23 protein-coding genes and 1 pseudogene are annotated in these 25,388 nt (G+C 71.0%); 13 read left to right on the top strand and 11 right to left on the bottom strand.

What is annotated here, in order from left to right; translation table 11 throughout:
* Window position 1: 1 nt before the first annotated feature.
* The 3 genes and pseudogenes from ACZ58V_RS07995 to ACZ58V_RS08005 form a co-directional block, all read right to left on the bottom strand.
* Window positions 2-634: pseudogene (locus tag ACZ58V_RS07995) on the bottom strand (acyl-CoA dehydrogenase family protein); the annotation flags it as partial.
* A 561-nt stretch (window positions 635-1,195) separates the two neighbouring features.
* Window positions 1,196-2,779 (bottom strand): PucR family transcriptional regulator, encoded by a 1,584-nt coding sequence (locus ACZ58V_RS08000; protein WP_471288957.1) that lies wholly within the window; start codon window positions 2,777-2,779, stop codon window positions 1,196-1,198.
* A 24-nt stretch (window positions 2,780-2,803) separates the two neighbouring features.
* A complete protein-coding gene (locus ACZ58V_RS08005; RefSeq protein WP_471288958.1) occupies window positions 2,804-4,153 on the bottom strand; it encodes an MFS transporter in 1,350 nt (449 codons plus the stop codon).
* A 167-nt stretch (window positions 4,154-4,320) separates the two neighbouring features.
* Here ACZ58V_RS08005 and ACZ58V_RS08010 point away from each other — a divergent pair, with 167 nt between their 5' ends.
* From ACZ58V_RS08010 to ACZ58V_RS08020, 3 genes are all read left to right on the top strand, one after another.
* A complete protein-coding gene (locus ACZ58V_RS08010; protein WP_471288960.1) occupies window positions 4,321-4,980 on the top strand; it encodes an SDR family NAD(P)-dependent oxidoreductase in 660 nt (219 codons plus the stop codon).
* 164 nt (window positions 4,981-5,144) lie between these two features.
* A complete protein-coding gene (locus ACZ58V_RS08015) occupies window positions 5,145-5,816 on the top strand; it encodes an HAD-IA family hydrolase (RefSeq protein ID WP_471288961.1) in 672 nt (223 codons plus the stop codon).
* Between the two features lie 8 nt (window positions 5,817-5,824).
* Window positions 5,825-7,228, top strand: a complete 1,404-nt coding sequence (locus ACZ58V_RS08020; RefSeq protein WP_471288962.1) for an NAD(P)/FAD-dependent oxidoreductase — start codon at window positions 5,825-5,827, stop codon at window positions 7,226-7,228.
* 12 nt (window positions 7,229-7,240) lie between these two features.
* On the opposite strand, the gene ACZ58V_RS08025 is transcribed toward ACZ58V_RS08020, so the two are convergent.
* Entirely contained in the window at window positions 7,241-9,475 is a 2,235-nt protein-coding gene (locus tag ACZ58V_RS08025) for an alpha-L-fucosidase (RefSeq protein WP_471288963.1), read from the bottom strand.
* A gap of 200 nt (window positions 9,476-9,675) precedes the next feature.
* Between ACZ58V_RS08025 and ACZ58V_RS08030 the strand changes: the two genes are divergently transcribed.
* Window positions 9,676-10,380 (top strand): FadR/GntR family transcriptional regulator, encoded by a 705-nt coding sequence (locus ACZ58V_RS08030; RefSeq protein ID WP_471288964.1) that lies wholly within the window; start codon window positions 9,676-9,678, stop codon window positions 10,378-10,380.
* Window positions 10,381-10,389: 9 nt separating this feature from the next.
* Here the strand turns inward: ACZ58V_RS08030 and ACZ58V_RS08035 are convergent, their stop codons facing one another.
* Complete coding sequence (locus tag ACZ58V_RS08035) at window positions 10,390-10,962, bottom strand: helix-turn-helix domain-containing protein (protein WP_471288965.1); 573 nt, start codon at window positions 10,960-10,962, stop codon at window positions 10,390-10,392.
* A gap of 148 nt (window positions 10,963-11,110) precedes the next feature.
* Between ACZ58V_RS08035 and ACZ58V_RS08040 the strand changes: the two genes are divergently transcribed.
* Window positions 11,111-11,818: a B3/B4 domain-containing protein gene (locus ACZ58V_RS08040; protein ID WP_471288966.1), complete on the top strand. Its 708-nt coding sequence runs from the start codon at window positions 11,111-11,113 to the stop codon at window positions 11,816-11,818.
* A gap of 11 nt (window positions 11,819-11,829) precedes the next feature.
* Here ACZ58V_RS08040 and ACZ58V_RS08045 read toward each other — a convergent pair whose 3' ends face one another.
* Window positions 11,830-12,510, bottom strand: a complete 681-nt coding sequence (locus ACZ58V_RS08045) for a TetR/AcrR family transcriptional regulator (protein WP_468185554.1) — start codon at window positions 12,508-12,510, stop codon at window positions 11,830-11,832.
* Window positions 12,511-12,788: 278 nt separating this feature from the next.
* On the opposite strand from ACZ58V_RS08045, the gene ACZ58V_RS08050 reads away from it, so the two are divergent.
* The 3 genes from ACZ58V_RS08050 to ACZ58V_RS08060 all read left to right on the top strand — a co-directional run bounded on the left by ACZ58V_RS08050 (window position 12,789) and on the right by ACZ58V_RS08060 (window position 17,100).
* A complete protein-coding gene (locus tag ACZ58V_RS08050; RefSeq protein WP_471288969.1) occupies window positions 12,789-14,111 on the top strand; it encodes a UDP-glucose dehydrogenase family protein in 1,323 nt (440 codons plus the stop codon).
* Window positions 14,112-14,184: 73 nt separating this feature from the next.
* Window positions 14,185-15,393: a glycosyltransferase gene (locus tag ACZ58V_RS08055; protein ID WP_468185549.1), complete on the top strand. Its 1,209-nt coding sequence runs from the start codon at window positions 14,185-14,187 to the stop codon at window positions 15,391-15,393.
* Between the two features lie 90 nt (window positions 15,394-15,483).
* A complete protein-coding gene (locus tag ACZ58V_RS08060; protein ID WP_471288971.1) occupies window positions 15,484-17,100 on the top strand; it encodes an MDR family MFS transporter in 1,617 nt (538 codons plus the stop codon).
* Window positions 17,101-17,131: 31 nt separating this feature from the next.
* On the opposite strand, the gene ACZ58V_RS08065 is transcribed toward ACZ58V_RS08060, so the two are convergent.
* Entirely contained in the window at window positions 17,132-17,512 is a 381-nt protein-coding gene (locus tag ACZ58V_RS08065; RefSeq protein WP_471288973.1) for a hypothetical protein, read from the bottom strand.
* Between the two features lie 102 nt (window positions 17,513-17,614).
* Between ACZ58V_RS08065 and sigJ the strand changes: the two genes are divergently transcribed.
* Together sigJ and ACZ58V_RS08075 are read left to right on the top strand one after the other, a co-directional pair.
* Complete coding sequence (gene sigJ / locus ACZ58V_RS08070; protein ID WP_471288974.1) at window positions 17,615-18,532, top strand: RNA polymerase sigma factor SigJ; 918 nt, start codon at window positions 17,615-17,617, stop codon at window positions 18,530-18,532.
* Window positions 18,533-18,688: 156 nt separating this feature from the next.
* Complete coding sequence (locus ACZ58V_RS08075; protein WP_471288976.1) at window positions 18,689-18,964, top strand: hypothetical protein; 276 nt, start codon at window positions 18,689-18,691, stop codon at window positions 18,962-18,964.
* Window positions 18,965-19,079: 115 nt separating this feature from the next.
* Here ACZ58V_RS08075 and ACZ58V_RS08080 read toward each other — a convergent pair whose 3' ends face one another.
* From ACZ58V_RS08080 to ACZ58V_RS08090, 3 genes are read right to left on the bottom strand one after another with little or no spacing between them, the layout of a single operon-like run.
* Window positions 19,080-19,160: a putative leader peptide gene (locus tag ACZ58V_RS08080; RefSeq protein WP_350839683.1), complete on the bottom strand. Its 81-nt coding sequence runs from the start codon at window positions 19,158-19,160 to the stop codon at window positions 19,080-19,082.
* 46 nt (window positions 19,161-19,206) lie between these two features.
* The gene (locus ACZ58V_RS08085) at window positions 19,207-20,106 is read right to left on the bottom strand and encodes a dihydrodipicolinate synthase family protein (protein ID WP_471288978.1); all 900 of its coding nucleotides are present in this window, start codon (window positions 20,104-20,106) and stop codon (window positions 19,207-19,209) included.
* Window positions 20,107-20,135: 29 nt separating this feature from the next.
* Window positions 20,136-21,101 carry a MerR family transcriptional regulator gene (locus ACZ58V_RS08090; protein ID WP_471288979.1) on the bottom strand — a complete coding sequence of 322 codons (966 nt, stop codon included), beginning with the start codon at window positions 21,099-21,101 and terminating at the stop codon, window positions 20,136-20,138.
* A gap of 109 nt (window positions 21,102-21,210) precedes the next feature.
* Between ACZ58V_RS08090 and ACZ58V_RS08095 the strand changes: the two genes are divergently transcribed.
* Together ACZ58V_RS08095 and ACZ58V_RS08100 are read left to right on the top strand one after the other, a co-directional pair.
* The gene (locus ACZ58V_RS08095; protein WP_468185532.1) at window positions 21,211-21,564 is read left to right on the top strand and encodes an STAS domain-containing protein; all 354 of its coding nucleotides are present in this window, start codon (window positions 21,211-21,213) and stop codon (window positions 21,562-21,564) included.
* Between the two features lie 25 nt (window positions 21,565-21,589).
* Window positions 21,590-23,275: a PP2C family protein-serine/threonine phosphatase gene (locus ACZ58V_RS08100; protein WP_468185530.1), complete on the top strand. Its 1,686-nt coding sequence runs from the start codon at window positions 21,590-21,592 to the stop codon at window positions 23,273-23,275.
* A 31-nt stretch (window positions 23,276-23,306) separates the two neighbouring features.
* Here ACZ58V_RS08100 and ACZ58V_RS08105 read toward each other — a convergent pair whose 3' ends face one another.
* Complete coding sequence (locus ACZ58V_RS08105) at window positions 23,307-23,774, bottom strand: GNAT family N-acetyltransferase (protein WP_468185528.1); 468 nt, start codon at window positions 23,772-23,774, stop codon at window positions 23,307-23,309.
* 337 nt (window positions 23,775-24,111) lie between these two features.
* Between ACZ58V_RS08105 and ACZ58V_RS08110 the strand changes: the two genes are divergently transcribed.
* Window positions 24,112-25,296 carry a type III polyketide synthase gene (locus ACZ58V_RS08110; protein ID WP_471288981.1) on the top strand — a complete coding sequence of 395 codons (1,185 nt, stop codon included), beginning with the start codon at window positions 24,112-24,114 and terminating at the stop codon, window positions 25,294-25,296.
* Window positions 25,297-25,388: the final 92 nt, after the last annotated feature.

The following is a 25,388-nucleotide window of genomic DNA, read 5'->3' on the forward strand; positions in this document are numbered from 1 at the left end:
CTCACGCCTCCAGACCGCCGCGCTTGACGAGCTGCCCCGCGATGACATTGCGCTGGATCTCGTTGGTGCCCTCGCCGACGATCATCAACGGGGCGTCGCGGAAGTAGCGTTCGACATCGAACTCGGTGGAGTAGCCGTATCCGCCGTGGATGCGGACGGCGTCGAGGGCGATCCGCATGGCCGTCTCGGAGGCGAAGAGCTTCGCCATCCCGGCCTCCATGTCCACGCGCCGGCCCGCGTCCGCCTCGCGGGCCGCGTACAGCGTGAGCTGGTGGGCCGTGGTGAACGAAGTGGCCATGTCGGCAAGGTAGTTGCCGATGGACTGGTGCTTCCAGATCGGCTTGCCGTACGACTCGCGCTCCTGCGCGTAGGCCAGCGCGTCCTCGAAGGCGGCCCGGCCGACTCCGAGGGCGCGGGCGGCGACCTGGAGGCGTCCCGTCTCCAGGCCCTTCATCATCTGCGCGAAGCCCTTGCCCTCCGTCCCGCCGAGGACGGCGTCGGCCGGTGCCCGGTGGTCGTCGAAGGACAGCTCGCAGCTCTCGACGCCCTTGTAGCCGAGCTTGGGCAGATCGCGGGAGACCGTCAGGCCGGGGCCGTGCTCGACGAGGAGGATCGAAATGCCCTGGTGGGCGGGGCCCTCACCGCCGACGTCGCCCACGCCCGGCGGCTGGGCTTCACCGGCGAGCTCTGTGTCCATCCGTCCCAACTGGCAGGCGTGGCCGACGGATTCGCACCCTCGGATCAGGAGCCGCGCTGGGCCCGGGCCGTCCTCGGCGCGGGCGACTCCGTCACCACGGTCGACGGCCAGCTGGTCGACAAACCGGTCCTGGAACGCGCCCGGCACGTCCTGACACCGCCAGGTACCAAAGGTCCGGGACAGTCGCCGGCCGACTCACCGGACCAGTTCGGTCGGCTTGGTGGCGCTGCCGAGCAACCACTCCAGAGGGCTCGCGCAGCGGGGGCACGCCACCGAACTCACCCCGCAGCCCACCCTCGCCGACCTGCGCAAGCTCCTGACGACCTGCGGACCCGACCCTCCCTCCCGGATCCCGTCAGGGTCTCATCGGCCTCGGGGAGCGCGCGGAACTCCTCGGCGGCACCTTCGCATCGAGGCCTGCCTCCGACGGGGGGTACGAGGCGAGCCTGCGGTTCCCGGCCGACCCGGGCTGACGGTCCTGGACCCGACCGGTGGGGATCACGCCCGGCCCGGGCGGTGTCGTGCCCGTTGTGCGTCCAGGGCCGCGATGGCGACATGCAGCTGCGCCCGGCAGTCGCCGGACTCGAGGTCCGCGCGCAGGATGTCCTCGATGAGGTGCAGGCGTTGATAGAGCGCCTGCCGTGACAGGTGGCTCCGCCGGGCCGCGATCGACTTGTTGCCCGCCGACGCGAGGTAGTGGCGCAGGGTGGTCAGCAGGTCCGTGCCGTGGTCCTGGTCGTGGGCGAGCAGTGCCGCCAGCTGACGCTCGGCGTAGGCCTGGACCCGGGGGTCGTCGCGCAGCGAGTAGAACAGCTGGGGCAGGCCGATGTCGGCGATGGTGTGGACGGCCGCCGAACCGACGGGCGGAACGGCGTCGGCGACCTGTTCCGCCTCGGCGGCGGAGCGGGCCACCTCGGACAGTTCGCCCACCTCGGCACCGACATGGACGGGTGCGCCGGCCAGTTCGCTGATGTCGGTGGCCAGCGGGCGCCAGCCACCCGGCTCGCGGTAGGCCAGGAGCACGCCGATTCCGCGCTCGCCCAGGTCTCCCACGAGGGCGCTGCCCTCCAGCCGTGCGCGCAGCTTGTCGAGCAGCGCGTCGCGGTCGGCGGCGCGGACCAGGACGACGGCGAGTCTGCGCCCGTGGGTCGGCACCCCGAGCGCGGTGATCTTCGTCCGGGTGTCGCGCCAGGACAGGTGCCGCTGCTCCAGGACGTCGAGCAGCGCGTCCCGTTGGGCCTGTTCCTCCCAGCGCGTCTCGTGGGTGAGCCGGGACAGGGTGAGTGCGATGGCCGCCCGCTCCAGGACCATCACATGGTCGGTGTGGAACCGCTGCTCGGCGGTGCTGCCCGGCAGCATGGCCAGCCGTCCCCACCGCTGCCCGCGGAACTCCACCGAGGTGACCAGCCAGCCCTCCTGTCCGCACACCTCGGTGCGTTCGGTGGGCGAGGGAGTGGCCCGGGACCGCTCCTCCCACCGGTTGAGCGCGTCCTCCACCATGGCTTCGCCGGGGGCGCAGATCAGGGCCTGGTGGGCCAGGTTCTCCAGTACGACGGCACGGCCGGTCATCGTCGCGGCGGCCCGGACGACCTCGTCGGCCCCGGCTCCGCGCAGGGAGAGCGCGGTGAAGGTGTCGTGGACGTGCTGCGCGGCCCGGAGCGTACGGACCTGGCCGGTCAGGATCATCGCGTGCACCTCCTGGGTCACGTCGACGAACTTGATCCCCCGCTGCAGCACGATCAGCGGCACGCCCCGCGCGCGGCACGCGGCGACCAGCTCATAAGGCGCTTCCTGGAAGCGGCGGCCGAGTTCCAGCACCAGGGCGGCGGCACCGATGTCCGCGAATTCGGCGGCCCACTCCTCCAGCCGGTTGGGAAAGCCGAACCCGGTGGTCAGCACCAGCTCGCCGCCCCGCAGGGCCGACGCCGGGTGCTCCCACTCGGTGACATGCACCCAGCGCACCTGCCGGTCCAGTCGGTCGTGCCCCGCGAGGACCTTCGGCAGTCCGCGGACCAGCACGGGAAGGGCCAGTACCTCGGCCACCGTCACTGTCCCGCCGTCGCTCACTCTGACAACTTGCATGCTTTCGAGCCACCACGCAATGGGTCACGGCTGCCGGACCGGCTCGGCTTCGGTCTTGGTCGTGGAGGTGAGGGGGCGGTCCTTCGTCTCCGGCGCCAGGGCCAGGGAGACCACCAGGCCGACGAGCGTGATGCCCGCTCCGATCAGCAGCGTTCCGGAGTTGCCCACACCGGCGATGAGCAGCGGCAGACAGAAGGTGCCGCCGGCTGATCCGATGCGACTCATGGCGGAGGCGAAGCCGACCCCGGTCGCCCGCAGATCGGTGGGGAAGAGCTCGCTGGGATAGAGGAACTGCAGGGCGCTGCCGGCGGCCTCGGCGAAATGGAACACCAGGAACAGCACGATGATCGGCAGGGCGAGGTGCAGCGGCAGCACCGCCAGACAGAACAGCGCGACGAAGATCGCGACGAAACTGCCGATCAGCAGCGGCCTCCTGCCGACCCGGTTGACCAGGAACAGACCGGTCGACACACCCAGGATCGGGATCAGCATCATGACCGCCGCGCTGGTCGTCGCGTTGCCGACACCCATCGACGTGAGGATCTGCGGCTGGAAGGTCCGGATCGCGTAGCCCGTCGCCACCTGGCACAGGAAGAACGTCGAGCAGAACACCACCTGCTTCGTGTAGCCGCGGCGGAACACCTCGCCGATGTTGCCCAGGCCCGACCCGGTGCGCCGCGGCACCCTGCTCTCCTCGACGAGTTCGTCGACCCGGACGTCGGGACCGATGTAGCGCCGTACGATCGCGGTCGCCTCGTCCACCCGGCCCCGGCTGGCCAGCCACCGCGGTGATTCCGGGAGCCCCGCCCGCATGGCAAGGAAGATCGCCGCCGGAACGGCCCCCGAGGCCAGCATCCAGCGCCACGCGTCGTCGCCGACCCCCATCAGGGCCAGCCCGATCCAGTAGCTCACGCCGTAGCCGATCCACCACGACAGCACCAGCCCGGACAACGCGCTGCCCCGGAGTTTCCTGGGGACCAGTTCGGCGGTGAGGGCCGAGGCGATCGGATAGTCCGCGCCGACGGCGATCCCGATGATCAGGCGCAGTACGAAGAGCTGCCAGGCCTCGTTCACGAAGAACTGCGGGATCGACGCGGCGACGAACACGACGAGGTTGAGCACGTACATCAGCCGTCGTCCGACCCGGTCGGTGATCGCGCCGAAGACCATCGCCCCGACGAACACGCCGATCAGGGCGGAACTGGCGAGCAGTCCGGACCACACGGAACCCAGGTGCAGCTGGGGGGTGATCTGGCTCAGTGCGATGGCGATGATGCCGAGCAGATAGCCGTCGCAGAACGGGCCGCCCATCGCCACCGCGACCAGGCGGCGATGGAACCGATTGACGGGAACGTCGTCCAGGGTGGTTGTCATGGTGGTGCGCCTTTCGTCGGCAAGGGCCGGGTGCAGACACTGTGGGACAGGTCACCCGGGGCCGACAGATACAGATTGTCAGGTCGTCCCGGGCCCGGTTGACACGGCGTTCCGTTCCTCGCCCGCCGGTACCGTGCGGCCGGTCGACTGCGGTACAGCTGGTCGCCATGGAACAGAGAACCGCGCTGGTCACGGGCGCGAACCGAGGACTGGGTGCCGCCATCGCCGACGGCCTGGCCGGACAGGGTATCCGCGTGTGGCGCGGCGTACGAGAGGGCGCGGGCAGGGCACGCGACGTGCGGCTGGACGTACGGGACGAGGACAGCGTCACCGCGGCGGTGCGGCGGATCCTGGACGAGGACGGACGCGTCGACATCCTCGTCAACAACGCCGGCATCACCGACGGCAAGCAGGCACCCGCCACCGCCGATCTCGATGTCGCGTCCCGCGTGTGGGACACCAACGTCCTCGGCGCCTGGCGGTGCGCCCAGGCGGTCGTCCCGGGCATGGTCGCCGCCGGTTACGGCCGCATCGTGAACATCGGCAGCACGCTCGGCTCCCTCACCCTCATGGACCGCCCGACCGAACCCGGCTACCGCGTCTCCAAGGCCGCGCTGAACGCGCTGACCCGGCTGCTCGCCGCGGAGCTCGCCGGCACCGGGGTCCTGGTCAACGCCGCCTCGCCCGGCTGGGTGCGCACCGGCATGAGCCCGACCGCGACCCGCGGCCCGGCCGAGGGGGCCGACACCCCGGTCTGGCTCGCGACCCTGCCCGACGGCGGCCCCACGGGCGGCTTCTTCCGGGACCGGGAACCGCTCGCCTGGTGAGCGTCCGCGCTGCTCAGCGGGTCCGCCGCTCCGCGACCACACGACGCCGTGTCAAGCGGGACGGCGATGCGCTGACAGTCTGTTCCTGTCTCCCCACGGCCCCTCGGCTCAGAGTGAAGACAAGACGTCCCGCCGCCCTCGCGGCACGACACTAAGGAACGCCCATGGCTCCGAGGCCCGTCGTCTCCTTCGACTGCTACCGCACCCTGATCGACTTCGACCTCAACCGCGCCACCCTGCCCATCGTCCGGGACCGCCTCGACGAGGTCGGCGTCGACCACGAGGTCTTCCTCGACAACCTGCGCGTCATGCGCTTCCAGGGCGTCGTCCAGCCCTACCGCCGCTACCGCGAGATCGTGCGGGACAGCCTCGAGAACTGCATGCTGCTGCACGGCATCGAGTACCGCGACGAGGACTACGACCGGCTGATCGCCGCCGCCGAGAGGTTCCCGGTCTTCCCCGACGTCCCCGACGCGCTCCGCACGCTCAAGGAGCGCTACGACATCGCCATCCTCACCAACAGCGACGACGATCTGATCCCGTATCACCTGGAGACCATCGGCGTCCCCTTCGACCATGTGGTCACCGCCCAGCAGGCAGGCGTCTACAAGCCCCGCCGCCAGGCCTTCGAGAAGCTCTTCGAGGTGCTGCCGCAGCGCAGGGACCAGATCACCCATGCCGCGCAGGGCTGGGACTACGACATCATGCCCACCAAGGACCTCGGCATCGCCCGGCGGGTCTGGGTGAACCGCTACGACCTCAAGGGCAGCGACGCCTACCAGCCCTACGACGAGATCCGCGACCTGTCCGAACTCCCCGCGCTGCTGGGGATGTGAGCCGGGCCATGGACGCTGCCACCACGCCCCGGGCGGATCCCGTCAACGGAAACGTCTCGTTCTGGTTCGAGACCATCGGCGGCCGCCCCCCGCTGCGCCCCGCGCTGTCCGGCGACACCACCGCTGACGTGTGCATCGTCGGCGCCGGGTTCACCGGACTGTGGACCGCCTACTACCTCAAGAAAGCCGATCCCTCCCTCCAGATCGTCGTCCTGGAGCGGGAGTTCGCCGGCTACGGCGCCTCCGGGCGCAACGGCGGCTGGGCCTCCGGGCTGCTCGCCGGCTCCCGGGACAGGTTCGCGGAGCTGTACGGCGTCGACGCGACCAAGGCGCAACAGCGCCTGATGCACGAGGCCGTGGACGAGATCGTCGCCGTCGGCGCGGCCGAGGGCATCGAGGCCGATGTCGTCAAGGGCGGTACCATCCGCATCGCCTCCTCCCCGTCGCAGGTGCACCGGCTGACCTCCGGCGTCACCGAGGACCAGAGGTGGGGCGTCACCGAGTCCCGCCTGCTGGACGACGGCGAACTGCGTGAGCGCCTCCGTATCCCGGAAGCCCTCAAGGCCTCCTACACCCCGCACTGCGCCCGGATGCAGCCGGCCCGCTACGTACGCGGCCTGGCCGACGTCGTCGAGTCCCTCGGCGTCACGATCCGGGAGTCGACCGCCGTCACCCGGATCGAGAGCGGCAAAGCGCACACCGACCGGGGTGTCGTCCGGGCCCCCGTCATCCTGCGGGCGACCGAGGGCTACACGGCGTCCCTGGCCGGGGAACGGCGCACCTGGCTCCCCATGAACAGCTCGATGATCGTCACCGAGCCGCTGCCGGGGTCCGTGTGGGACGAGATCGGCTGGAACGGAGGCGAGACCCTCGGCGACAAGTGCTACTCCCACATGTACGGCCAGCGCACGGCCGACGGCCGGATCGCGATCGGCGGACGGGGCATCCCCTACCGCTTCGGCTCGGCCACCGACCGCGACGGCGCCACGCAGGAGGCGACCATCCGGTCCCTCACCTCGATCCTGCACCGCAGGTTCCCCGCCACGCGCGGCCACCAGGTGGAACACGCCTGGTGCGGTGTCCTCGGCGTCCCCCGGGACTGGTGCTCCAGCGCGGTGTTCGACCCGGCCACCGGGCTCGGGCATGCCGGCGGATACGTCGGCCAGGGCCTCACCACCACCAACCTGGCCGGCCGCACCCTGCGCGATCTGGTCCTCGGCCACGACACCGAACTCACCCGGCTTCCCTGGGTGGGCCACACCTCACGGAAGTGGGAGGTCGAACCGCTGCGGTGGCTGGGCGTGCGGTCCATGTACCTGGCCTACAGCCGTGCGGACCGCAAGGAACTCGCCGGGCGTCAACGGGCGTCCCGGCTGGCGAGGCTGGCCGACGTGATCAGCCGGCGCCCCTGACGGCGCGGGCGGTCAGAGGGCCGTGAAGGTCCACAGCAGGTTGGTGCTGTTGTCGTACGTCCACTGCTTGGTGACGGAGCCCGAGGGCACGTCGCCGCCGCCGTCGAGGACCAGTCCGGTGGTCCGGTTGGCGATCGAGTAGCGGCCGTCGCCCCGGTGGGTGATCGTCCACTGCTGGTTGTTTCCGCCGTTCCAGGCAGCCTGCCGGGCGGCGGAACCATCGGCCGTGGCGCCCCAGCCGTCGGCGACCATGCCGTTGGTGCGGTTGACCAGCTTGTAGTAGCCGCCTCCGACCTCCTCCGCCTGCCACTGCAGGTTGGTGCTGCCGTCCCAGGTCCACTGCTTGAGGTCGGCCCCGGCGGCGACGTCGCCGCCGCTGTCGAGGGCGAGTCCGTCGGTGACGTTGGTGATGCGGAAGTACGTCGAGGGCCTGAACCGGACCTTGAGCGAGGTGACCCGGTCGTTGCCGCCGGTGCCCCGGAGGTCGGCGTTGTCGGCGGTGAACGTCCAGGAGGTGCCGGTGAAGTTGTCGCCGGACCAGCCGGTGACCTGGTAGCCGGGGGCCAACCGCAGGGAGGAGAGGGTGCGCGTGCCCAGTCCGGCCGCGGTCAGTTCGTCCGCGGTGTAGTCGCCGAGGGGGAGCACGGCGGCGACGCCGGAGTAGTTCACACCCCTGAAGCCGACGGCACCGGTCAGCGGGCGCAGGCCGGGGATCCGTCCGGAGAACGCGAGCTTCAATACGTAGGCGTCGGCGCTGTACGGCGCCGAGGACGGCAGGGTGACCGTCAGCCCCGACGCGTTCTGTGTCGGCTTCGGCAGGCCGGTGTAGGTGCCGGCGGTGGAGCCGAGCAGCTTCACCGAGGTCAGCGACGAGAGGTCGATCCGGTCCGAACTCAGCGTCTTGATGGTCAGTGAGCTGCCGGGCCAGCCGAGCACGGTGGCGTACAGGACGGTGTTCGCCTTGTTCCGTGTGAAGCGGATGTCCTGCGCGGTGCCGGCCGTGGGCCGGGTGAAGGAGCCGCCACCCATCTTCGTCGGCCCCTCGCCGTACGCGGTCCACGCGCGGGTCGAGTACACCGACTCCCCGAAGCGCTTCAGGTGGTCTCCGATGCCCAGCAGGATGTTCTTCTGGACCTGGGGAATGGTGCCGTCGGCCATCGGCGCGATGTTCAGCAGCATGTTGCCGTTCTTGCTGACCCGGTCGATGAACGAGTGCAGCATCTCCTGGGTGCTGTAGTAGCCGATGTTCTGCGTGTAACACCAACTGCTGCTGGAGATGCTGTCGTCGGTGAGCCAGTACGGGGCGGTGAGGTCGGCCGGGCCGCCGCGTTCGTAGTCGAAGACCTCGCCCTTGCCGTTCATGCCGTCCTTGTACGTGGCGACGACCTCGCGGCCCCAGCCGATGGCCTGGTTGTAGTAGTACGCCAGGAAGTTCAGGCGCTGCGTCTCGTCGACGGCGTCCAGGTTGAAGTCCTGCCAGAGGATGTCGGGCTCGGCCCGGTCGATGACCTCCTTGAGCTTGTCGTACCAGAGCTGGTTCTCCTCCGTCGCGCTCAACTGCCCGTAGAACTTCTTCAGGCTGGGGTCCGTCTGCGCGGGCGCGTACTCGTAGTAGCCGGTGAAGTTGTACGCGTGGTGCATCGCCACCAGCAGCTTGAGGCCCTTGGCGCGGATGGCCCTGGTGAAGATCCGCAGCAGGTCGAGGCCCGGGCCCTTGTCCACCGAGTTCCACTCGTTGACCTGGCTGTCCCACATGGAGAAGCCGTCATGGTGCTCCGCCACGGGGCCGGCGAACCTGGCGCCCGCGTCGACGAACAACTGCGCCCACTCGTCGGGGTCGAAGTTCCCGCCCGCCGACTTCAGCTTCGGCGCGAACTTCACGGTGTTGCCCGCCAGGTCCCGCGCGCCGTCGATGACGTTGTGGAACGGCCACTGGGATGGCCGGCCATAGGTCGCGATGTGGTGCTTGTTGGCGTTGCTGCCGCCCTCGTACATGTTGCGCGGGTACCACTCGCTGTCGTAGGCCGGAACGCTGAAGGCGCCCCAGTGGAAGTAGACGCCGAACTTGGCGTCCTGGAACCACTCCGGGGCCGGCCGGTGGCGGTCCACCGAATCCCAGTCGGGCGTGTACGTCCGGGGGGCCGCCTGCGCGCTGCCGGCACCGAACGCACTTGCGGCGCCGGCCGCCGCGGCCACGCAGGTGGCGCTGGCGAGGAACTGGCGTCTGTTGATCGAAGACCTCGGCATGGAGACATCCCTGGTATGAGGGGGCAGGAGACGTTACGCACGAAGATCGACCCTGAATCATGGGATGTCAACGGGTGTGACGGGATGAGCAGCGGTGGAAAACTCCTTGCTAGACCTGGCATTTCGCCATTTACCATCTCTTTCCAATCGGCTAGACATGGTATGTTTCCCGGCACTGTCCAGCTGGTGAGGAGTTCGCGATGTCGCTCACGGACAAGGCCATCGAGCAGATTCGCGAGCTGATCAGGACCGGCGCCCTGCCTCCCGGTTCGAAGCTCCCTCCGGAGGCGGACCTGGCCGCCCAGTTGGGCCTGTCCCGCAATCTGGCGCGCGAAGCCGTCAAGGCACTGGCCGTCGCTCGCGTGCTGGAGGTCCGGCGGGGCGACGGCACCTATGTGACCAGCCTGCAGCCGAGCCTGCTCCTCGGAGGGCTCGGCGGTGCCGTGGAACTGCTGCAGGGTGACTCGGCCGCGCTCCAGGACCTCATGGAGGTACGGCGGCTCCTCGAACCGGTCGCCACGGCGCTGGCCGCCACCCGCATCTCCGACAGCCAACTGGCCGAGGTGGAGCGGCACTTGGATGCCATGCGCGAGGCCCGTGACGATGTCGAACAGCTCAACGCCCATGACGCCGCCTTCCATCGCGCCGTCGTCTCGGCCACGGGCAACGAGAGCCTCCTCACCCTGCTGGAGGGCATCTCCGGCCGCACCCTGCGCGCCCGCATCTGGCGCGGCCTGGTCGATGCCCAGGCCGCGGGCCGGACCCTCGCCGAGCACGAGGCGATCTTCAGGGCCCTGGCCGCCCGTGACGCCGCCCTCAGTCAGGCGGCGGCGCTGCTTCATGTGAGCAACACCGAGCAGTGGCTGCGGGAACACCTGGGCTCGGGCGCGGCCCTGTCGAGCTGAGGCAGCGGTTCAGGGCGCGGGCGGCAGGTGGACCGTCATGATCAGGTCGCAGGGCTCCGTGCCGGAGCCTCGGTAGGTGTGCGAGGCGTCGCCGTCGAAGGTGGCGGTCTGCCCGGCTGCCAGGATGTGTTCCGTGCCGTCGACGATCAGGCTCATGCGGCCCGATGTGACGCTGACGGTTTCCACGACTCCCGCCTGGTGGGGGTGGCTGGGGTATTCCTCGTCCGGCTCCAGGCGCCAGCGCCAGACCTCCACCGGGGCCGGGCCCGAGGTCGTCAGCACGAGCCGGGCCTCGCTGCCCCGCTCGCCGGTCCACAGGGGTGCCACGGCATCGGCGGCCACGACCCGGACACGACCTTCGGGCGGCCCCTGCATCAGGGCGGACACCGAGATGCCGAGCGTGTCGGCCAGGCGGACCAGGGTGGCCAGATTGGGATTGCCCTGGGCTTTCTCCAGGGCGACCAGGGCCCCCTTGCTCACCTGGGCCCGGCGGCCGAGCTCCTCCAGGGACAGGCCGGCCCGGGTGCGCGCTGCCCGGACGTTGTGCGCGACCGTCCGCAAGGTCGCGGCTGTCTCGGCCATCCGGTCTCCCTCCTCGCCATCGATCATTCCACTGCACCGCACGGTCGTTTGGTTGACATTATCCGGTCGTTGCGTTGTACGGTCTGGTCGTTCCAATGAATGGTAAGGGACGTGCTGTGATCGCTCTGCTGGAAACGGAAACCCGCCCATGACCTCCTTCCACCTCTCCCCCGCCGTCGCGGACGCCTTCCCCGGCACCCTCATCGCCCTGGTCACCGCCACCGGCCTCCGCGGCCGCGAGCCCTGGCCCCGGACCAGCGCGGTCCTGGAGGAGCTGGAGCAGCAGGTCGCCGCGGGCACCTGGCACCCGGCCGACGAGACCGACCCCCGCATCGAGGCCTGGCACACCGCCTACCGCTCCTTCGGCACCAACCCTCGCCGTATCCGCCCCAGCGTCGACGCACTCGGCCGCCGCTTCACGAAGAAGGGAACACTGCCGCGCATCAATCCGGCCGTCGACTCCTACAACGCCGTCTCCGTGCGCCACGGCCTGCCCGCCGGCGCCTTCGACCTGGACCACGTCACCGGAGACGTCGGCATCCGCCACGCGGACGGCACCGAGTCCTTCACCCCGCTCGGCGAACCCGACACCGTCGAGCACCCCAAGCCCGGCGAGATCGTCTACGCGGACGCCACCGGGGTCCTGACCCGGCACTGGAACCACCGCGACGCCCACCGTACCCGCGTCACCGAGGACTCCACCCGCGTGACCTTCGCCCTGGAAACCCTCCACGCGGAGCGCGACGGCGACCTCCTCAAGCTCGCCGCCGACCAACTGCTGGACCTGCTCGCCCCGCACGCCACTCGGACGGCCGGGTACTACCTCACCCCGGCCCGGCCCCAGGTCACCGTCTGAGGTCCCATGTCTCAACCCGCGTCGGGGCAGTTGCCGCCGAGGCAGGGACCTTCGTCCCCGGCTCCGGTCGTCCCCTCGCTGCCCCCCGGCGCCGGGCCCAGCAGCACCTCGATGCCCGCGCGAAGGTAGCGCTCCAGCGTGGCGTCCGGCGCCGCGGCCAGGGCGGGTGGGCGGATCTCCGATCGCATCAGGCTGGTGCCGAGCATCCAGGCCGCCAGGAGTTCCGCCCGCAGGTCCGCGTCGGGGCCGCCGAGCCGGGCGGCCAGGCGCTGGGAGAACACCTCCGTGAAGTCCGCCCGCAGCCGCGCCACCGCCTCGTCCCGGCCGGAAGAGCGCAGCACGGACAGCACCGGGTGCGGGAAGTCGCCCTCCCTCGGCGGGCCCATGAGCAGCGCGCAGAACCAGTCGGGTATCGCCTCGACCGGCTCCTCCAGCAGCGGCTCGAATATCTTGCCCGTACCCGACACGTCGTTGAACAGCGCTTCTTTCGAGCCGAAGTAGCGGTAGACGAGGGCCGCGTCCACACCGACGTCGCCCGCGATGTCGCGCACGCTGGTGCCCTCGTAGCCGTACTTGCCGAAGCGGAAGGCCGCGGCGGCCCGCAGCGCGGTGCGCGTCCCCGACGCCGAGCGTTTGTGGGCGGGCCGACAGGGCTCCGCCTTCGGCGCCTCGCTCTTGTGTGCTCCGGTCACGTACCGCACCTCCGTGGTCCACGGCCCCTCGGCCATCCGCCCATGTTCCAGTCTGCGGCGACTGTCTCAAAGTCACCGACCGATGTCATCAATCGTTGACTTGCGTTCTCGCCGCATGCCATACCTGACTCAGGTCAACGATTGGTGACTTGAGTCCTCGCTGTGCCCGGGCCGTACGACGGAGTCGGCCCTTCAGGTCTGCCCGCAGGCCGCGACGGCGCACGTCCCGAAGCCGTCCCACGCGGGCACCCCCCACCGACCGGAAAAGGTGATCTTCTGTGCCTGCTCGACGCGTCGCCGTCATCGGAACCGGCTACGTCGGACTGACGACCGGCGCCTGTCTGGCCTCTCTCGGGCACTTCGTGGTGTGCGCGGACGCCGACCCGCACAAGGTCGAGCGACTGCGCGAGGCCCGGGTGGACATCCTGGAGCCGCGCCTGCCCGAGACCGTCCGGGATGCCCTGGACGCGGACCGGCTCGACTTCACGGGCGACACCGCGGCCGCCGTCGCCGAGGCGGATGTGGTGTTCCTGTGCCTGCCCACGCCCATGGGGGCGGGCGGCGCGGCCGATCTCGCCGCCGTGGAGGCCGTGGCCGCGCAGATCCGCGACGTACTGCCGCCCGGCTGTGTCGTCGTCAACAAGTCGACGGTGCCCGTCGGTACGTGTGAGCGCGTGGCCGCGCTGCTCGGCCGCGACGACGTGGCCGTGGTGAGCAACCCGGAGTTCCTGCGCGAGGGCCGCGCCGTCCAGGACTTCCTGCACCCCGACCGGATCGTCATCGGCTCCGCCGACCGGGACGCCGCCCGGCGCGTGGCCGAGCTGTACGCCGAACTGGACGCGCCGCTGGTGCTCACCGACGCCGCCAGCGCCGAACTGACCAAGTACGCGGCGAACTTCTTCCTCGCGATGAAGCTGTCCTTCGCCAACAACCTCGCCACCGTCTGCGAACGCTTCGGCGCCGACATCAACGATGTCACCGAGGGCATAGGCCGGGACCCGCGCATCGGCTCCGCGTTCCTGCGGCCCGGTCCCGGCTGGGGCGGTTCCTGTCTGCCCAAGGACACCCACGCCCTGCTCACCGTGTGCGATCTGGCCGGGGTCGACTTCCCCCTGCTGCGCGCCACCATCGAGACCAATGTCGCCCACCAGCGGCAGCTCGTCGATCGGGTCGCCGCCGCGTGCGGGCGCGCCGAGGACGGTTCGCTGCACGGCGTACGGCTCGCCCTGTACGGCCTGACCTTCAAGGCCGGCACCTCCGACCTGCGCGACTCCCCCGCGCTCTCCGTCGCCCGGCTGCTGCGCGAGCGGGGCGCCGAACTCACGGCGTACGACCCGGCGTTGCGTGCGGAGCGGCCCGACCTGAGCGATCTGGTCGAGCTCGCCGACGACCCGGTGCGGGCGGCGGAGGGAGCGGCGGCCTGTCTCGTCCTCACCGAGTGGCCGGAGCTGCGTGACCTCGACTGGGCGGCGATCGCCACGCGCATGGCCGGCCACGAGGTCCACGACTTCCGCAACCTGCTGGACGCGGACCGCCTCGCGCGGGCCGGACTGAGCTGGCGGGGCATCGGGCGCGCCGAGGCGCCGACGCGGGTGGCGTGAGGCGCCGGCGCGCCCTGCCCTCTCCCCCACCCCTCTCACCGCCGAAGAAACCCCGAGAGAAAGGCTCACCCCCATGCGGGTTCTGTGCACCACGCTCGGCAGTCCCTCCCACGGACGCGCTCAACTGCCGCTGCTGCGCGCCCTCTCCAAGGCCGGGCATCAGGTGCTCGTGGTCACCACCGAAGCCCTCGCCCCCGTCTTCCGTGACGACGACGTCCAAGTGAACGCCGGTCTACCGGAGTTCGATCCGCTCGCCGCGATGGGTCCGTACCTCGCCGAGCTCCAGGAGACCGCCGATCTCACGGAGCCGACGGACGCGCTGACGCGGCTGCTGATGCGGCACGTGGCGGGGCCGGGAGTCAAGCCGCACCTGGACGTCCTGCTGCCCCTCGCCAAGGACTTCCGGCCGGATGTGATCCTGCGGGACGGCATGGACATGGGTGCGGTGCTGACCGCCGAGCTGCTGGGTGTACCGCAGTTGCCGACGCCTTCCGGGTTCAGCAACATCCTGGACCCCGTCGAGGTGCTGCCGCAGCTCAACGAGCGGCGCGAGGAGCTGGGACTGCCCGTGCGGGACGACCCGCTGTCCCTCGTTCCGCACGGCCGGGTCGACTACGTGCCGTCCGCCTTCTCCTTCGCCCGGCATCTGCACCAGGCGTGGGCCTACCGGCAGACGGTGGACGTCGAACGCGGCGGCGTACTGCCGGAGTGGGCGGCCCGGCTGCCCACGGACCGGCCGCTGGTGTACGCCGCGATCGGCACCGCCCTGCCGGTGCTGCGGGAGCGCATGGCGGACCGGGAGGCGTCGCTGCCCGTGAAGTTGCCGGACCCCACCGAGAGCCTGGACGCGATCCTGGGGGCGGCGGCCGGGCTGGACGACTGCACGGTGGTCGTGTCGACGTCCGGGATCCCGGTGGACACGGAGGGGCTGCCCGGCCACATCCATGTCGCCGAGCGGGTGCCGCAGCCGCTGCTGCTGGAGTCGGTCGACCTGTTCGTCACCCACGGCGGCTTCAACAGCATCCGCGAGGCCATGCGCACCGGCACGCCGCTGGCGGTGCTGCCGCACTTCGGCGACCAGCCCGCCAACGCGGACCGGGTGCGGGAACTGGGGCTCGGCCGTCACATCACGGACCGCGGCGCGGCCGGCATCGCCGAAGCGTGCCGGGGGCTCCTCGCCGATCCCGAGCCCCGGGCGCGTGCCCGGTCGGCCCAGCTGGCGATGCTGACGTTGCCCGAGGTCGATCAGGCGGTCGGCGACCTGGCGAAGCTCGCCGGCTAGCCGCCCGGTTCCCCGGGTACGGGCCGCTCCGGAACCCCCGGGGCGGCCCGTACCCGCGAGCTGTACCCGCCCCCACTCCAAGGACGACACGTGACCTTCTCCGACACCCAAGAACAGGGCGCGTCCGGGGACATACCCCCGCGGCTCAGTCACCGGCAGATCACCACCGTCATGTCCGGGCTGGTCCTCGGCATGTTCCTGGGGGCGCTGGACCAGACGGTGGTCTCGTCCGCGCTGCGGACCATCGCCGACGACCTGCACGGGCTGACGGCCCAGGCGTGGGTGACGACCGCGTATCTCATCACCGCCACCCTCGCGACGCCGCTCTACGGCAAGCTCTCCGACATCCACGGCCGCAGGCCCGTCTACCTCGCCGCGATCGTCCTGTTCACGGTCGGCTCACTGCTGTGCGGATGTGCCACGTCGATCTATGAACTCGCGGCGTTCCGCGCCGTTCAGGGGCTCGGTGGCGGCGGGCTGATGTCGCTGGCCATGACGATCATCGCCGACATCACCTCCCCGCGGGAGAGGGGCCGCTACCAGGGCTACTTCATGGCCGTGTTCGGCGGTGCCAGCATCGTCGGACCGCTGGTGGGCGGTGCCTTCGCGGACCGGGCCGAGCTGCTCGGCATCGCCGGCTGGCGCTGGATCTTCCTGATCAACGTGCCGCTCGCCGCCGCGGCCGCGGTGACGATCATGCGCGTGCTGCGCTTCCCGCACCGGCGGGTGCGGCACCGGCTCGACCACGCCGGGGCGCTCGCCCTGGCCGTGGGCATCGTGCCACTGCTGACCGTCGCCGAGCAGGGCCGTACCTGGGGGTGGGGTTCGCCCCTGGCCCTGTCGATGTACGCGATCGGAGTGGCGGGTCTGGCCGTGTTCCTGGTCGTCGAGCGGCGGTCGGGCGACGCGGCGCTGCTGCCGCCGCGCCTGTTCCGCATCCGGACCTTCCGGCTGGGCGTCGGGCTGCACTTCGTCGTCGGCATCGGCATGTTCGGCGCGATGACGACGCTGCCGCTCTACCTGCAGCTCGTACGCGGCATGAGCCCCATCGAGGCGGGCCTGGCCACCCTGCCCACGGTCGTCGCGAACCTCGCGGTGACGATGCTGACGGGCCGGATGATCGCCCGGACCGGCCGGTTCAAGGTCCATCTCGTCGCCGGCGTCGGCTCGTTCACCGCGGCGATGCTCGTCTTCGCCACGCTACGTGCGGACAGCCCGCTGTGGCACCCGGCGCTGGGCATGGCCCTGATGGGCGCCGGGCTCGGCGCGTCGATGCAGACGCTCACCACGCTCGCGCAGTGCGAGGTGCCCCGTACGGACATGGGCGCGGCGACGGCATCGGTCAACTTCTTCCGCTCCAACGGCGGTACGGTCGGCACCGCCGCGTTCCTGTCGGTCCTGTTCACCACGGCGGCCGGCAGCATCGCCGACCGCCTGGCCGAGGCCCGCCAGGACCCGGGCTACCGCCGGCTGCTGGCCCAGCCCGACAACGCGCACGCCCTGACGGGAGTACTCCGCCCCGACGGCGGCGTCGACCTGGAGGACTCCGCGTTCCTGCGCGCCCTCGACCCGAGCGTGACCCTGCCGTTCCTGGAGGGCTACGTCGCCTCGATGCGCATCGTCTTCCTCACGGGCGCCGCGGTGTCCCTGGCCGCCTTCGTGATCGCGGCCTGGCGGGTCCCGGACCTCACGCTGTCCGACGAGTAGCCGCCGGCTCGGGGCTGCCCACTGTCGGACCTCAGCGCCGGGCCAGCGCCAGCACGCTCAGACCGAACATCAGGACGCCCAGGGGGAGATGGACCGACGGGACGTGCGCGATGCCGAGCACGACCTGGGCCGAGGCGAGTACGAGGAAACCCGTGGCGTGCCAGACAGGCCGGGGCGAGCCGCCGCCCGGCTTCCACGCCAGCACGGCCGCGAGCAGGTACAGCATCGACGCCCCGTACATCACCCGGGCTCCGACATCGTGCAGCACCGCCCCGTAGGACGAGGTCAGCAGCAGTCCGGCCGAGACCGCCTGAAGGAAGATGGTCAGAGTCTGCAGGGCGATCGCGATCCGCAGGAACGAGGAAGTGCGCTGTGCGTTCGCCGACGCCGTCGCCGTCACCTGAGTGGCCATGTCGCAGTCCCCTTTTCCCGCTGGCGGGCGGTAGATCGATAAGGTCTCACCAGCCCGACGACGCGGGACCGCGAAAGGTAAGGCGAGGGAGCGGCCGGAAGCATGGGGACCGGCGGGACCAGGACGGATGAGATAGCCGGCGAGCGACGCCAACTGGTCAATATCGCTTACCGGTTGCTCGGTTCGGTGACCGAGGCGGAGGACGCCGTACAGGACGCCTACGCGCGCTGGTACGGGCTGTCACGAAGCCGGCAGCAGGAGATCCTGTCCCCCGGCGCCTGGCTGACGACCGTGACCAGCCGCATCTGCCTGGACCTGCTCGGCTCGGCACGGGCGCGCCGTGAACGCTATGTCGGCGCGTGGCTGCCCGAGCCGCTGCCCGACCGCACCGAGTGGGACCACACGGGTGGCGCCGACGCCACCGGCCCCGCGGACCCCGCCGACCAGATCGTCCTGGACGAGTCGGTGACCATGGCCTTCCTCGTCGTCCTGGAGTCGATGACGCCCGCCGAGCGGGTGGCGTTCGTCCTGCACGACGTCTTCCGGTACCCGTTCGCCGAGATCGCCGGCGTTCTCGGCCGTACCCCTGCCGCCTGCAAGCAACTGGCGGCCTCCGCCCGCCGACGGGTGAGCGCCGCGCCCGCTCCGGCGCCGGCGACCGGCCGGGCCGATGTGGTGAGGCACGTCAAAGAGGCATGGGAGACGAAGGACATCGCGGCCCTCGTCGGACTCCTCGACCCGGCCGCCGTGATGACCGCCGACGGCGGCGGCCTGGTCGGCACCGTCCTGCGCCCGGTCGAGGGCGGCGCACGCATCGCCCAGTACATGGTCGCCGTCGCCGACAAGGCTCCCGGGCTCGAACTCCTGGAGCGGTCGGTCAACGGTGTACCCGGCCTGGTGGCCCAGCGCGCCGGCGTCGTCATGACCGTAGCCGCGTTCGACGTCTCCGACGGACGCGTCACCCGAATCTGGGCGATCCGCAACCCGGAGAAGCTACGGCCGTGGGCACGGGAGGGCTGATTTCACCGCGCCCGACCCTGTCCTCATCCGCTGTCACGCAGCCTGGGCAGAAGCTGGTCGCCGACGCGGATGGTCTCCTGCTTGTAGGGCGTGTCGGAGAGCACGAAGTGGGTGATGCCGAGCTTGCGGTAGTTGTGCAGGGCGGTGGCGACGTCGGTGGCGGAGCCGACCAGCCAGGTGGTTCCCGCTCCGCCACCGCCGAGTTCTGCCGGGCGTCGTGTAGAGGCAGGTGTCGAGCACCTCGCCGCGCGCGGCGAGGTCGAGGAGCCGTCGCTGTCCGACGGCGGTGCCGCGGTTGCCCGTCCACGTCAGCTCGCGCGCCCCGGCCGCCGCCATCGCCTCCGCTCCGAGTGGGGTGCGGAGACGGCGTGCGGGCATGCCGACGCGGAGACGTACGTCCAGGGACGCGTCGGAGGACGCAAGGGCGCGTGAAATAGGGATGGCCGCAGCCTTGACCGGTGCGCACGCTGCGGTGGGGGACGCGGACGCGCGAAGACTGACGACCCGGTGGCCCTACGCCGCCGGGGAACTCATGGGCTCTTGGTCGTCAGCCGCGACAGGTCGCGCTGGACTGGCGGCACAGATCTACGTGCGGTCGTCCCACGAGGATGTCGGCGGCAGCGGTCATGCCAGGCACTGTGCGTGAGTAACCCCGCCAAGCTCAAGTAGACAGGTCACGCGCTCGTTCCCAGGCCGAGGTTCTCCAGGACGGTGACCAGTCGGCGTCGGGCGTCGGAGGGCAGGCCCCGCAGGGGCAGCGGGAGATTCGGCTCGGCGGCGAGGCCCAGCTGCGAGGCGGCCGCCGACATCACACGCAGGCCGCCGTAGTGGCGGATGAACTCCCAAAGGGGCTCCAGCCGTTCGGAGTGAGCCGTGGCGCCGGCCGCGTCGCCGGCCTGGGCGGCCCGGGTGAGGGCGAGGGCGGTGGCGGGGAACAGGCCGCCGGTGACCGAGTACCACGCGTCGCATCCGGCGTTCAGTCCGGTGGCCGCCGTCCAGTCGCCGCTCACTCCGACTCCGACCGTGTCCGGGAGCAGCGCCCGCAACGCCGCGACGCGCTGTCGCGCGGCCTCCCGGTCGTCGGGCACCGGCGGAATCTTGACCGCGGCCACGTTCGGCAACTCGGCGATACGGCCATGGAGTTCGTCCGTGAAGTGGACATGGGTGGTGCGGGGGTTGTCGTATACGCACAGCGGCACGGACAGCTCACGGGTGACGCTCTCGTACAGGCCGAACACCTCGTCGTCGGTGAGGGGCTGATACGTCATCGGGGCGAGCAGGACCGCGGACACGCCCGCCTTCTGCGCGTCCTCGGCGACGGCGAGTACCTGCGAGGTGCGCAGTGCCCCGATGCCGGCCATGACCGGGACACCGTCGGCGGCTTCGACCGCGAGCCTCGCCACGCGGGCGCGCTGCTCGCGGGTGAGATAGGCGTAGCCGCCGGTGGAGCCGAGGGCGCCGATGGAGTCGACGCCGGCTGCGGCGAGGCGGGAGACGAGGGCGCTGAACGCCCGCTCGTCGATGTCCTCTTCCGTCGTGGGCGTGAGGGGGAAGGCGCTGAGGCCGCGGAACATGGCAGGACTCCTGGGTGTGGGGTGGTTCGTCACGTCGTGAGCGGAGGGTTCTCGGTCAGCCAGGCCAGGACCTGCCGGGCGTGCTCGTTCGGCGGGAAGACCGGGTAGAAGGCGTGCTCGATCACGCTGTCGCGGACGACGAGTGTCAGGCGCTTGAACAGTCTCGTCCCGTCGGCCTCGAAGGTGGGCAGTCCGAGGGTGTCGGCGAGACCGAGAGCGGGGTCGGAGAGCATGTCGAAGGGCAGGCCGAGCCGCTCCACGACCTCGTTCTGGTAGTCGGTGTCCTGGCTGGACAGCCCGTAGACGCGGCCGGCGCCGGCATCGAGGAGGTCCTGGAAGTGGTCCCGGAAGCCGCATGTCTCGGGGGTGCAGCCGCGGGCGCCTGGGATGGAGTTCCAGCCTTCCGGCAGGTCGGTGCCGGGGCGTCCGGTGAGGGGGTAGATGTAGATCACCGTGCGCCGAGGCCCGAGCGTGTCCAGCCGGATCGCCCGGCCCGCGGTGTTCGGCAGCGCCAGGGGTGGCATTCTCGTGCCGGGCAGGTGGGCGGCGGCACCGTCGTCCTCGGGGACGGGCAGCTTCGCGGGCAGGGTCAGGTAGTCCCCACCCGGTGTTCCGGCCTTCTCGGCCGGTGCGGCACCGCTGCCCCGGTGGGCCGCGACCCGCAGGTTGGTGATCAGCGTCGCACGGCGGGCACTCAGCGCCTCGATCCGCTCGGTGAGCTCGTCGATGGCCGCCCGGTAGGCGGCGAGTGAGGCGGGGCAGTCGTCTGCGTGCGGGCTCCCTGCGGCCAGGCACTCCAGGAAGGGCCGGGTGCGCTCGACCGGGATGCCAAGTCGGTGCAGGGCCCTGATCTCCCGTACGAGACGTACGTCGCCTTCCGCGTAGTCCCGGTAGCCGTTGCCGAGACGCCCGGGCGTGATCAGCCCCAGGGACTCGTAGTAACGCACTGCTTTCGTCGTCACGTCGGCCCGACGTGCGAGCTCACTGATCCTCATCTCGCTCACCTCGCTGCTCAGACGCTAAACCCTGCCCCGGAGGGCAAGGTCAAGCGAGGCCGCTGCCCGGTGCGATGATGAGGAGATTCCACAGTGAGGAGGAACCTCCATGGTTCCGCTGCACGGCGTACGACGCTCCGAGGACTGTGGAGGGTGGGCGGTGGTGGTCCTCGCCGGCGAGGTGGACCGGGCGCTGGCCCCGGCGCTGCGTGAAGCCCTGGACGCACTGATCGTCGAGGACCAGGCACGGATCGTGCTGGATCTGGAGCAGGTGTCGTTCATGGATTCGTCCGGTCTGAGCGTGCTGGTGTACGGGGCGCGGCGGGTCGGAGCGCTCGGCGGGACGCTGCGCCTTGCGGCCCCGGGTGAGCAGGTGCGCCGGCTGCTGGAGCTGACGGGTCTGAGCACGGCCGTCGAGGTCTTCCCGGGCGTTCCGGCGGCCTGCGAGGCCCCGCGCCGGTGACGACCTGCAGAAGAGGCTTGTTGGGGTGGGTGTGGACGAGGCACTGATGTCGGCGCTGTTCGCCTCGGTGGAAGCCGGTGTGTACGCCGTGGACGACAAGCACAGGGTGATCGCCTGCAACCCGTGGGCGGAGCAACTGCTGCGCTACGAGCCGGGCGCCCTGATCGGGGTCGACGCCCACCGCGCCCTGCACCCGCCCGCCCCGGAGACCGCCGCCGTGCCCGCGCAGCGACTGATTCCGAAGGATGTCGCGCCGGGCAGGCGGACCGGTGGCCACCGCGCCGTGCTCCTGCGCGCCGACGGCACGCCGCTTCAGGTGTGGTGCACCGCGGCTCCGCTGCCCGCGGCGCTCGGAGGCGGCGAGGGCGCTGTCGTCGTGTTCCACGACGCGACGGCCGAACGGGAGCGGGAGGGCCGCCGCGCCGAGCGGTACGCACACAGCGAGACGATGCGTGAGCAGGCCGAATACGATCTGGCGGAGGCCACCTGGCTCGGCGAGCTGACGCTCGCCATGACCAGCACCCTGGACACCGACGAGGCGCTGCACCGTCTCGTGCGCCAACTGGTGCCCCGCCTCGCGGACACCGCCCTGATCGACCTGGCCGAGGGGCATGGCTACCGCCGCGCGGCCGGCGCCCACCACATCGCCGGCGTCCTGCCCGCCGCCCTCTCCGGCCAGGGCGAGGTACTGCCGCGGCACCCCGCCCACCACACGGCCGTCAGTCGCGTCATGCAGGGAGGCACCACCCGACACCTGACGGACCTGGCACCGGCGGCGCCCGAGGAAGCCGACCTGATGACGGTGGTGCAAGCTCAGGAAGCCTTCGTCATTCCGCTGCGGCTGCGCGCCACCACCTTCGGGGCACTGACCCTCACCCGCGCAGCGGCCGGCCCGCCCTTCGACGCCGCCGACCGTGCCCTGGCGGAGGAGGTGGCCCGTCGCATCAGCCTGGGCCTGGACAACACCCGCCTGCATGCCGCCCAGGCCGACATCGCGACCGCCCTGCAGCGCGCCCTGCTCACCGACCTGCCCGACGTGCCGGGCATCGAACTGGCCGCCCACTACCAGCCGGCGCAGCACACGGCGGAGGTCGGCGGCGACTGGTACGACGCCTTCCTGCTCCACGACGGCGACCTCGTCCTCGTCATCGGAGACGTCACCGGACACGACATCCAGGCCGCCTCCCGCATGAGCGAACTGCGCAACATGCTCCGCGCCCTGGCCGTCGACCGCCCCGAGGAGGCACCCGGCCAGATCCTGCGCCGTCTGGACACCGCCCAGGCCCGGCTGACCCTCGCCGACTCCGCCACCGCCATCCTCACCCGCCTGCGCCGGAGCACCAGCGGGGCCTGGCAGGCATCCTGGTCCGTCGCCGGCCACCCCCCACCCCTGCTGATCACCGCCGACGACGTCGGCTACCTCACCGGAGCACGCGCCATGCTCCTGGGACTGCGCCCCACCGCCGAGCGCCCCACCACCGACACCGAGTTGCCCGACGGCGCGACCCTCCTGCTCTACACCGACGCCCTGGTCGAATCGCGCACCCAGTCCCTCGACGAGGGCATGGCCCGCCTGCGCCGGCACGTCATCGCCCATCGCCACCTGCCGCTGCCCGAGCTGTGCGCCAAACTCGCCCAGGATCTCGGCGACCCCCGCGACGACATCACCCTCATCGCCGCGCGCACTCCCCCGCGAACGCCGACGGGCTGACCACTCGCGAAATGCCGCAGCAGCAGCTTGATCAGGCAGGAACCTCAAAGATGAGTTCGAGGCCGTCTTCCTCGTCCCATTGCTCTCCGACCTCCACGAAGCCGAACCCGGAAATCGTGGCCAGGGAAGCGGTGTTGTCCGGACTGATCGTCGCCCGCACGATCCTGACCCGGGCTTCGGCGGCGGCCCGCCGCACCAACTCGGTCAGAATCGCCCTGGCGTAGCCCTGACGGCGGTGGACGGGAACCACCGAGTAACCGAGTTCCACCATGCCCGCATCGTCCGGCGGCCCATGGAAACCGGCATACCCCACGACGACACCCTCCGGCTCGGCTACCACGATCTGCGTGAGCCACCCCTCGCAACCCGGGTCCGAGGTCAGCTGATTGACCCGATACCGCCACACCCACTTCGCCCTGTCGGTGACGAAGTACTCGGGGAGAGCGACACCCGCTTCGGTACTTGCTCGAGCGAGGTCGTCCTTCAGCAACGCGCTCATGGCCGTACTCGACAGCTCGACAAATCGCACGGACTTCGTGCTCGTGGGGACTGAGGTCCGGCATTCGGCTTTGTCTGTCACAGCGCGAATAGTCATGGAGAGCCCAGGACGTGTCCAACTGTTTTCCACTGCTCGGTGTGGGCCGTGTCACGCACGGCAAAAACCACCTAAGTTGCCCAGGTCACAGCGCAAATGTCCTTTTAGCGTCCATTCTCGAGGCGGACGCAGAAGCACGAAGTGGAGCGCACCGCCATGGACTTGGATGCGCCGTGCCCAAGTGATCCACGACACAGCCTTCGTGATGTTCTGCCTCGTTCCCCCGAGAAAGGTGCCAACCATGGCCGCATACCTGTGCCCGCCTGCCGTGATACACGGCGAGCACACCGTGAAGACCAGCCAGATCGTGGCGGAAGTGCGCGACCGGCACCCGCACGCGCCGTGGGCGCCGCGGATCGACGGCATCGCGGCCAGTACGGGCATCGAATCCCGCGGGTGGATGCTGCCGCTGGAGACCGCCGTCGCGCCGGGCAACGGGAGCGCCCTGCCCGCCGCCGGCATCGGCCCGGCCCGGGAGGCCCTGGCCGGTGACGGGTTCACCGAACAGGACGTGGACCGTGTGATCGCCGCCCTTGAGGCGGTACCCGCGCCGCAGACCGTCCAGGAGCGCACCGCACCGGCATGGGCGGCCGTGCGGTCCTGCGGGGAGCGTGCGGCGCGCGGGGCCCTGCAGATCGCCGGGCTGGACGCCTCCGACGTCGACTGCTTGATCACCAGCCACTCCACCACCCCGGCGCTGCCGGGGCTGGACGTCGCCCTGGCCAACGAGCTCCCGCTCCGGGGCGACGTGATGCTGCTGCCGGCCACGCAGTGGGCCTGCGTCGCCGGGACCCGTTCCCTGGCGCTGGCGGCGGATCTCGTGGCCGCGGACCCCGACCGGGTGGTCCTGGTCGTGATCGCGGAGGCGCTGAGCACGACCTACCAGCCCGCGGACGACACTCTCGAGTCCTTGATCGTCCGGTTGCTGTTCGCGGACACCGCGGTCGCCGCGGTGGTCACGGGGCGCCCGAGGCCCGAGTCGGCGCTGCGGCTGGACGCCGCCTGGCACCACACCCTGCCCGGTACCCAGGACCTGCACCGCCTGGAGACACGGGAGGACGGCACCCACTTCGTGATGGACCGGCGCGGGCCGCGCGCCGTGCAGGAGACGGTCACCGCGATGTGGGAATGGTTGCGCGTCCGCTACCAGGACGACCCCGACTCCTGGCACCCCGACGTTCTGCTCGCGCACCCTGGCGGGACGCGAGTGCTGGAGTACATGGAGCAGACCATGCCCGACGGGTGGCCGTCGGGGCTGCTGGACTACAGCCGGGACAGCTACACCAGCGGCAACCGCGGAGGCGCCGCCGTGTTCGACATCCTGCGCAGGGCGAACGACGCCGGGCAGGAACCGGGCAGTCGCGCCGTCCTGTACGCGGCGGCCCCGGGCCTCACGGCCACCGCCCTGCAAGGGGAGTGGCTGTAGCGCGCGCGAACTCGCGCCACACCCGTACCACTGGTCGCGGCCCGTACCACCGGTGACGCCGCCCGACGAGCACTCGCGGCCCGGCCCACCCA

The organism is Streptomyces sp. NPDC040589 (genome assembly GCF_055594445.1).